The 9,543-nt window shown below is 72.9% G+C and carries 6 protein-coding genes; 5 read left to right on the top strand and 1 reads right to left on the bottom strand.

Features of this window, described 5'->3' with window-relative positions; translation table 11 throughout:
- Positions 1-128: 128 nt before the first annotated feature.
- Positions 129-791: a bifunctional DNA primase/polymerase gene (locus ABT354_RS37740; protein WP_351502550.1), complete on the bottom strand. Its 663-nt coding sequence runs from the start codon at positions 789-791 to the stop codon at positions 129-131.
- A gap of 458 nt (positions 792-1,249) precedes the next feature.
- Here ABT354_RS37740 and nsdA point away from each other — a divergent pair, with 458 nt between their 5' ends.
- The 5 genes from nsdA (at position 1,250) to ffh (ending at position 9,413) form a co-directional block, all read left to right on the top strand.
- Positions 1,250-2,731 (top strand): transcriptional repressor NsdA, encoded by a 1,482-nt coding sequence (gene nsdA, locus ABT354_RS37735; protein ID WP_502983579.1) that lies wholly within the window; start codon positions 1,250-1,252, stop codon positions 2,729-2,731.
- A gap of 348 nt (positions 2,732-3,079) precedes the next feature.
- Complete coding sequence (locus ABT354_RS37730) at positions 3,080-4,531, top strand: ammonium transporter (RefSeq protein WP_351502546.1); 1,452 nt, start codon at positions 3,080-3,082, stop codon at positions 4,529-4,531.
- Positions 4,528-4,866 (top strand): P-II family nitrogen regulator, encoded by a 339-nt coding sequence (locus ABT354_RS37725; RefSeq protein WP_351502544.1) that lies wholly within the window; start codon positions 4,528-4,530, stop codon positions 4,864-4,866. Before ABT354_RS37730 ends, ABT354_RS37725 begins: the two co-directional genes overlap by 4 nt.
- 212 nt (positions 4,867-5,078) lie before the next feature.
- Entirely contained in the window at positions 5,079-7,595 is a 2,517-nt protein-coding gene (locus tag ABT354_RS37720) for a [protein-PII] uridylyltransferase (RefSeq protein WP_351502542.1), read from the top strand.
- A 273-nt stretch (positions 7,596-7,868) separates the two neighbouring features.
- Entirely contained in the window at positions 7,869-9,413 is a 1,545-nt protein-coding gene (gene ffh, locus ABT354_RS37715; protein ID WP_351502540.1) for a signal recognition particle protein, read from the top strand.
- Positions 9,414-9,543 lie beyond the last annotated feature (130 nt).

Raw genomic sequence — 9,543 nt, 5'->3', positions numbered from 1 at the left:
TCATCGTGACGGGATTTCTCTGGTGTGCCTTCCCCCACCCCCCGCACCGGCCCGGGGCGGGCCCGCGCGTCCCCGGCCCCGCGAGGAAGCGTGCCGGGCACTCGCGGTTTTCCGGGGCGGCCGTGCCGTCAGGCCGCCGAGCGGTGGCAGATGTACGCCAGGGTCCCCAGCAGCAGCCGGGCCTCCGGTGGTGCCGCCGCCGTGTCCAGGGCGGGCGGGCGCAGCCACCGCACCGGGCCGAGCCCCGCGTGGTCGGAGGGCGGGGCGGTGATGTGGTCCCCTGGCCCCAGCGCGTGCAGATCCAGATCCGCGTCGTCCCAGCCCATCCGGTAGAGCAGCGCGGGCAGCCCGGCCGCCGCGCCCGGGGCGACGAAGAACTGGCACCGCCCGTCCGGGGTGGCCGTCACCGGACCCAGCGGCAGCCCCATCCGCTCCAGCCGCACCAGCGCCCGCCGCCCGGCCGGGGCGGCCACCTCCAGGATGTCGAAGGAGTCGCCCACGGGCAGCAGCAGCGCCGCCCCGGGCACCCGCTCCCAGGCGCGGACCACCTCGTCCAGGGTGGCGCCCGCCGGGACCCGTGCCGCGCCGGGCAGCGGATGGGCCCCGGGCGCGGCGCAGCCGGGCGCGCCGCAGGAGCAGCCGCCGGGGACCGCTCTCGCCCCCGGTGTCACCGCCCAGCCCCACAGCCCGGTGTACTCCGCCACCACGGTGCACTCCGCGGTACGGCCACGGCGTCGTGAGCCGGCCCGGATGTCCCTGATGCTCCGGCTGCCGCCGATCGTGAAGCCCATGCCCCCTCCAACGGGTCGTCCTCGCCGGTGGTTACGACCCGAAGTCTCCTCGTGACGCAGCGTCGCAGCCGGTGGAGTGCGGGCGGCGCTTAGTGGCGCGGGGGAGAGCGCGGGCGGTGAAACGCGCCGACGAATGCACCTTTCCGCCGTCTCCTGATGGTCGTGTGTCAAGTGAATCGCGCCCGCCGACGGGGCAGTTCATTCGAAGGGGTGGCGAATGGTGGCGTTTCCAGGACGGTGGTCGCGGGGCGGGTGATCGTAGGATTACTTTTGGTGTACGAGCCCTGTGCGGTGCCCTGCGTGTGCGGGTAGGGCGGGCACTTCTGGGTAGGGCTGGATCGTCCTTCAGGGCTCATGGAGCGTCAGGGCTCACGGAGCTGTTGGGCTCACGGAGCCGGTAGGGCTCACGGGGCTTCAGGGCTCGTGGAGCGTCAGGGCTTATGGATGGGGGCGTTCCCGTGGAAGACAGCGGCGCCGGCACGCAGACCGGCAAGCGTCCGAACGACCGGTTGGAATCGTGGTTCCTGCGCAGCGGCTGGTCCAAGGGCGAGCTGGCACGACAGGTCAACCGCCGGGCCCGCAGGCTGGGCGCGCACCACATCAGCACCGACACCTCCCGGGTGCGGCGCTGGCTCGACGGGGAGCAGCCGAGGGAGCCGATCCCGAGGATCCTCTCCGAGCTGTTCTCCGAGCGGTTCGGCACGGTCGTCGCCATCGAGGACCTGGGGCTGCGCACCGCCCATCAGTCCCCCTCGGTCTCCGGTGTCGATCTGCCCTGGGCGGGCCCGCAGACCGTCTCCCTGCTCAGCGAGTTCTCGCGCAGCGATCTGATGCTGGCCCGGCGCGGCTTTCTCGGCGCCTCGCTGGTGCTGGCCGCCGGGCCCTCCCTGGTCGAGCCCATGCAGCGATGGCTGGTGCCCACCCCGGTGGCCGAGCCGCTGTCCGGTTCCGTCGCGGCCTCCTCGTCGGCCGGCCGCCCCCTGCGGCTCTCCCGCCATGAGCTGGAGCAGCTGGAGTCCGCCACGGTGATGTTCCGCGAGTGGGACGCCCAGTGCGGGGGCGGGCTGCGCCGCAAGGCGGTGGTGGGCCAGCTCCACGAGGTCACCGATCTCCTCCAGGAGTCCCACCCCGAGGAGACCCGCCGCCGGCTCTTCGTCTGCGCCGCCGAACTGGCCGAGCTGGCCGGGTGGATGAGTTACGACGTAGGGCTCCAGCCCACCGCCCAGAAGTACTTCGTCCTCGCGCTGCACGCCGCCAAGGAGGCGGGGGACAAGCCGCTGGGCTCCTTCGTCCTCTCCTCCATGAGTCGCCAGATGATCCATCTCGGCCGTCCCGACGACGCCCTGGAGCTGATCCATCTGGCGCAGTACGGCAGCCGGGACTGCGCGACGCCGCGCACCCAGGCGATGCTGTATGCGATGGAGGCGCGCGCGTACGCCAATATGGGCCAGCCCAGCAAGTGCAAGCGGGCGGTGCGGATGGCGGAGGACACCTTCGCCGACATCGGGATCGACGGCCCGCGCGCCGAGCCCGACTGGATCGGTTTCTTCTCCGAGGCCGAGCTGAACGCGGAGAACGCCCACTCGTACCGCGACCTCGCCTATGTCTCCGGCCGCAGCCCGACCTATGCCTCACTCGCCGAGCCGGTGATGGAGCAGGCCGTCCGGCTCTTCGAGCGGGACGAGGTGCACCAGCGGTCGTACGCCCTCAATCTGATCGGCATGGCCACCGTCCATCTGCTGAAGCGGGAGCCCGAGCAGGCGACCGAGCTGGCCTCACGGGCGCTGACCGTCGCCAAGCGGGTCCGCTCCGAGCGGGTCAACACCCGGCTGCGCAAGACCGTGGACACCGCCGCGCGGGACTTCGGCGATGTGGCCGAGGTGGTGCACTTCACCGATCTGCTCACCGCGCAGCTGCCCGAGGCGGCGGAGGCCGTCTGATCCCCGTACGCCCTGAGCACGGCGTACACCTCCGTACGCCGTGAGCGCGGCGGCTGCCCCCGTACACCCCGAGTGTCGCCCCGAGCACCGCCCCGAGGCGGTACGCCGGTGAGGTCGCCCTCCCGCGTACCGCCTCTTCGCGTATCCGGCCCGCCGTCCGCCGTTCATGGCCGTGTAACACACCGGGGGCCTTCGTCACGGCCGTGAAACATCCCATCGCATCGGCCGAAACCGCGCTCCGCCACCCTCATGGCGCATAACCGGCCCGCACGCCCGATCCGCTCAGGCACCCGCCCGATCCGCTCTGGCTCCACGCGCACATGGCCGCACGACGACGAGGAGTCGCCCATGCTCCCAGGCATCTCGACGCTGGCCGCCCCGGCCCCGGAACTCTCCGCGGCCAATACCGGCTTCATGCTCATCTGCTCCGCCCTGGTGATGTTGATGACACCGGCGCTCGCCTTCTTCTACGGCGGAATGGTGCGGGTCAAATCCACCCTCAATATGTTGATGATGAGCTTTGTCAGCCTCGGCATCGTCACCGTTCTCTGGGTCCTCTACGGCTTCAGCATCGCCTTCGGCTCCGACATCGGCTCGGTCATCGGCTGGTCGGGTGAGTATGTGGGCCTCAGCGGTATCGGACTGACCGAACTGTGGGACGGCTACACCATCCCCGTCTATGTCTTCGCCGTCTTCCAGCTGATGTTCGCGGTCATCACCCCCGCCCTGATCAGCGGCGCCCTCGCCGACCGGGTCAAGTTCTCCGCCTGGGCGCTCTTCATCACGCTCTGGGCCACCGTCGTCTACTTCCCGGTCGCCCACTGGGTCTGGGGCGAGGGCGGCTGGCTCTTCGAGATGGGTGTGATCGACTTCGCGGGCGGCACCGCCGTCCACATCAACGCGGGCGCGGCGGCGCTCGGGGTCATCTGGGTCATCGGCAAGCGGGTCGGCTTCGCCAAGGACCCGATGCGCCCGCACAGCCTCCCCCTGGTGATGCTCGGCGCCGGACTGCTCTGGTTCGGCTGGTTCGGCTTCAACGCCGGTTCCTGGCTCGGCAACGACGACGGCGTCGGCGCGGTGATGTTCGTCAACACCCAGGTCGCCACGGGCTCCGCGATGCTCGCCTGGCTGGCGTACGAGAAGATCCGCCATGGCGCCTTCACCACCCTCGGGGCCGCCTCCGGCGCCGTCGCCGGTCTGGTCGCCATCACCCCCGCGGGCGGTTCCTGCTCCCCGCTGGGCGCCATCGCGATCGGTGTCATCGCCGGTGTGCTCTGCGCCATGGCCGTGGGGCTGAAGTTCCGCTTCGGGTACGACGACTCCCTCGATGTCGTCGGTGTCCACCTCGTCGGCGGTGTCGCGGGCTCCCTCCTCGTGGGACTCTTCGCCACCGGAGGGGTCCAGTCCGACGCCAAGGGCCTCTTCTACGGCGGCGGTTTCGAACAGCTGGGCAAGCAGGCCATCGGGGTCTTCTCGGTGCTCGCCTACTCCCTGGTGGTGTCGGCGCTGCTCGCCCTCGTCCTCGACCGGACGATGGGCATGCGGGTGGACGAGGATGTGGAGGTCTCCGGGATCGACCAGGTCGAGCACGCCGAGACCGCGTACGACTTCAGCGGCGCGGGCGGCGGCGCGGGCTCCCGTACCGCGGTCCCCGCGACGGCGGGTTCCCCGCTCACCCGCACCCCCGCCCGGGTCACCAGGGCCCAGGCCGAGGCCGACGGCACCGGGACGGATACCGGCACGGACAGCGGCACCGGCACCGGCACCGAGGCCGGACAGAACACGAAGGTGGACGCATGAAGCTCATCACCGCGGTCGTGAAGCCGCACCGGCTGGACGAGATCAAGGAGGCGCTCCAGGCCTTCGGCGTCCATGGTCTGACCGTCACCGAGGCCAGCGGGTACGGCCGTCAGCGCGGCCACACCGAGGTCTACCGGGGTGCCGAGTACACCGTCGACCTGGTCCCCAAGGTCCGGATCGAGGTTCTGGCCGAGGACGAGGACACCGAGGAACTGATCGAGGTCATCGTCAAGGCCGCCCACACCGGGAAGATCGGCGACGGCAAGGTCTGGAGCGTCCCGGTCGACACGGCGGTCCGGGTCCGCACCGGCGAGCGCGGGCCCGACGCCCTCTGATCGAACGGCCCGCCCGCGCCCGGGAACCCCCGGCGCGGGCGGGCCGCACAAGGCGCCGGCCACCGGCGACGACACGCGACGGACGACAGCAAGGAAGGCACGGGCGGGTGCGAGGTCGAGAACGCGTCAGCGAGCCGGATACGGGACCCATCGCCCCGGGGCCGTCCCCCGCCGTCCCACCGGACACACCAGACACGTCGGCCCCGGCCGCTGTGGACGCCACAGGTGTCACAGACGGCCCGGACGTCCCCGGTGGTACGGGTGGCCGCGACGGTACGGGTGACCCCGGCCCCCAGGGCTACGCCGAGGCCCGGCTGCTCCTCCTCGGCGAGAAGGAGCGCTCCGGGCCGCCCCGCCGCTCCGCCCTCGCCGGACTCACCGACCGCTGGCTCGCCGCCCTCTTCACCGCCGCCCTCCGGGCCACCGGGGTCCGCGGCGCGGCCCTCGTCGCCGTCGGCGGCTACGGCCGGGGCGAACTCTCCCCCCGCAGCGACCTCGACCTGCTGCTCCTCCACGACGGCCGCTCCGACCCCCGGGCCGTCGCCACCCTCGCCGACCGCCTCTGGTACCCCGTCTGGGACCTCGGGCTCCGCCTCGACCACTCCGTCCGCACCCCCGCCGAGGCCCGCCGCACCGCAGGTGACGACCTCAAGGCCCACCTCGGCCTGCTCGACGCCCGCCCCGTCGCGGGCGATCTCGCCCAGGTCGCCCGGCTGCGTACCGCCGTCCTCGCCGACTGGCGCAACCACGCCCCCCGCCGACTCCCCGAACTCCATGAGCTCTGCCGCGACCGCGCCGAACGCCAGGGCGAACTCCGCTTCCTCCTCGAACCCGACCTCAAGGAGGCCCGCGGCGGCCTGCGGGACACCACCGCCCTGCGGGCCGTGGCCGCCTCCTGGCTCGCCGACGCCCCCCGCGACGGACTCGCCGAGGCCCGCCGCACCCTCCTCGACACCCGGGACGCCCTCCACCTCACCACCGGACGCGCCACCGACCGGCTCGCCCTCCAGGAACAGGACCAGGTCGCCGCCGAACTCGGCCTCCTCGACGGCGACGCCCTGCTGCGCCAGGTCTACGAGGCGGCCCGGACCGTGGCCTACGCCACCGATGTCACCTGGCGCGAGGTCCACCGGGTGCTGCGGGCCCGCTCCACCCGGCGCCGTATCGGTGCCCGGCTCGCCGGAGGCCGGACCGAGCCCCGGCGCACCCCGCTCGCCGACGGGGTGGTCGAACAGGACGGCGAGGCCGTGCTCGCCCGTACCGCCCGCCCCGAACGGGACCCCGTCCTCCCGCTGCGCGCCGCCGCCGCCGCGGCCCAGGCCGGGCTGCCGCTCTCCCGCCATGCCGTGCGCCGGCTCGCCGAGACCGCCCCCGCGCTGCCGGTGCCCTGGCCCGCCGAGGCCCGGGAGGAGTTCGTGATACTGCTCGGCGCGGGCCGTCCCGCCGTCGCCGTCTGGGAGGCGCTGGAGGACCGGGGCCTGATCGACCGCCTCCTCCCCGACTGGGAGCGGGTCCGCTGCCGCCCCCAGCGCAACGCCGTGCACACCTGGACCGTCGACCGCCATCTCGTGGAGACCGCGGTACGGGCCGCCGCCCTCGCCCGCCGGGTCGGCCGCCCCGATCTGCTGCTGGTCGCGGCCCTGCTGCACGACATCGGCAAGGGCTGGCCCGGCGACCACAGCGTCGCGGGCGCCACCATCGCCGGGGACACCGCCGCCCGGCTCGGCTTCGACGCCGACGACACCGCCATGATCACCACCCTGGTCCGCCACCATCTGCTGCTGGTCGAGACCGCGACCCGGCGCGACCTGGACGACCCGCAGACCGTCCGCGCGGTCGCCGACGCGGTCGGCTCGCCCCGGGCGCTGGAGCTGCTGCACGCGCTCACCGAGGCGGACGCCCTGGCCACCGGACCGGCCGCCTGGTCGGCCTGGCGCGCCTCACTCGTCGCCGAACTGGTCCGCCGGGTGGACGCGGTCCTCGCCGGAGCCTCCCCCGGGGCGCCGGGACACCCCGGCGACGAGCACGAGCGGCTGGCGGCGGAGGCGCTGCGCACCGGCGGGCCGGTCCTCTCGCTGAGCACCCGGCCCGCCCCAGCCGGGTCCGCCGCTCCCGCCGGGTCCGCTGTTCTCGTCGAGCCTGCCGGGGTGCCCGAACCGGTCGGGGTCGAGCTGCTGATCGCCCTGCCCGAGCGCCCCGGGGTGCTGCCCGCCGTCGCCGGGGTGCTCGCGCTGCACCGGCTCACCGTCCGCGCCGCCGAGCTGCGGACCGTCACCCTTCCGGGCGCCCCGGACCCGGCCGGCCCCGTGCTGGTGCTGAACTGGCGGGTCGCCGCCGCGTACGGCTCACTGCCCCAGGCGGCCCGGCTCCGCGCCGATCTCGTCCGTGCCCTCGACGGTTCCCTGGACATCCCGGCGCGGCTCGCCGAGCGGGACGCCGCCCGGCCCCGGCGGCGCGGGATCCCCGCCCAGCCGCCCCGGGTCACCGTCGACCCCGCCGCCTCCCGGCACGCCACCGTGGTCGAGGTCCGCGCCCAGGACGCACCCGGGCTGCTCCACCGCATCGGCCGGGCGCTGGAGGAGGCCCGGGTACGGGTGCGCAGCGCCCATGTCTCGACGCTGGGCGCGCACGCGGTGGACGCCTTCTATGTGACCGGCCCGGACGGTCTGCCGCTGCCGGCGGAGACGGCGGCGGGGCTCGCCCGTGCCCTGGAGGAGACACTGAGCTGAGAGGAGAGCCCGATCCGGTACGGGGATGCCGGGCGGGTACGAGGACGTCCGGCCGGTACGGGGACGCCCGGCCGGTACCGGTACGGGGAGGGAAACCGGGCGGATCCGGATCCGTGCGCGTCCTCCCGTATCGCCTCTTGTCCCTCTGTATCACCTCTTGTCCCTGTGTTTTCCTGACCTCTCCCCGGAAGGGGACGGCGGGCACGGCGGACGGCCGGATACGCTGGAGGGCGATTACCCGCCTGCCCCCGACCCCGAGGACCGACGAGCGCCGTGTTCGACACTCTTTCCGACCGCTTGGCGAATACCTTCAAGAACCTGCGCGGCAAAGGAAGGCTCTCCGAGGCGGACATCGACGCCACAGCACGCGAGATCCGTATCGCGCTGCTGGAGGCGGATGTCGCCCTCCCGGTCGTCCGCGCGTTCATCGCCAAGGTCAAGGAGCGGGCCCGCGGTGCCGAGGTCTCCAAGGCGCTGAACCCCGCCCAGCAGGTCATCAAGATCGTCAATGAGGAGCTGGTGGCGATCCTCGGCGGCGAGACCCGCCGACTGCGCTTCGCCAAGCAGCCCCCGACCGTCATCATGCTCGCCGGTCTCCAGGGTGCCGGTAAGACCACCCTCGCCGGAAAGCTCGGCCGCTGGCTCAAGACCCAGGGCCACTCCCCGCTGCTGGTCGCCTGTGACCTCCAGCGCCCCAACGCCGTCAACCAGCTCTCCGTGGTCGCCGAGCGCGCCGGGGTCGCCGTCTACGCCCCCCAGCCGGGCAATGGCGTGGGCGACCCGGTCCAGGTCGCCAAGGACTCCATCGACTACGCCCGGACCAAGGTCCACGATGTGGTCATCGTCGACACCGCCGGCCGTCTCGGCATCGACGCGGAGCTGATGCGGCAGGCCGCCGACATCCGTGACGCGGTCTCCCCCGACGAGATCCTCTTCGTGGTCGACGCCATGATCGGTCAGGACGCGGTCAACACCGCCGAGTCCTTCCGTGACGGTGTCGGCTTCGACGGCGTGGTCCTCTCCAAGCTCGACGGCGACGCGCGCGGCGGTGCCGCCCTCTCCATCGCGCATGTCACCGGCCGCCAGATCATGTTCGCCTCCAACGGCGAGAAGCTGGACGACTTCGACGCCTTCCACCCGGACCGCATGGCGTCGCGGATCCTGGGCATGGGCGATGTCCTGAGCCTGATCGAGAAGGCCGAGCAGGCCTTCACCCAGGAAGAGGCCGCCCAAATGGCCTCCAAGCTGGCGAGCAGCAAGGGCAAGGAGTTCACGCTCGACGACTTCCTGGCCCAGATGGAGCAGGTCCGCAAGATGGGCTCCATCTCCAAGCTCCTCGGCATGCTCCCGGGCATGGCCCAGATGAAGGAGCAGATCAACAACATCGACGAGCGCGATGTGGACCGTACCGCCGCGATCATCAAGTCGATGACCCCGGGGGAGCGCCAGGACCCGACGATCATCAACGGCTCCCGCCGGGCCCGTATCGCCAAGGGCTCCGGTGTCGAGGTCAGCGCGGTCAAGAGCCTGGTGGAGCGGTTCTTCGAGGCCCGCAAGATGATGTCCCGCATGGCCCAGGGCGGCGGTCTGCCGGGGATGCCGGGCATCCCGGGCATGGGCGGCGGCCCCGGCCGGCAGAAGAAGCAGCAGAAGCAGGCCAAGGGCAAGCGCCGCAGCGGCAACCCGATGAAGCGCAAGGCGGACGAGCAGGCCGCGGCCGAGCGCCGGGAGCAGGCGGGGGCGGGCGCCTTCGGCCTTCCGGCCGTCCCCGACAAGGACTTCGAGCTGCCCGACGAGTTCAAGAAGTTCATGGGCTGACCTCTGCCGGGTCCAGGGGCCGACCGCTGTCGGCCCCGGCCCCGCTCGGCCCCCCTCCGCACCCCGGACGGCGGTGTCGGCACCCGCTCGCGCGCGGGGGCCCGATCGGCAGGGCGTGGGGGGGGGGAAG

Source organism: Streptomyces sp. NPDC000594 (genome assembly GCF_040299965.1).
In the GTDB taxonomy this organism is placed as follows: Bacteria; Actinomycetota; Actinomycetes; order Streptomycetales; family Streptomycetaceae; genus Streptomyces.
Note: the sequence above shows the minus strand (reverse complement) of the source record. Positions and strands in the feature narration are given on the sequence as shown.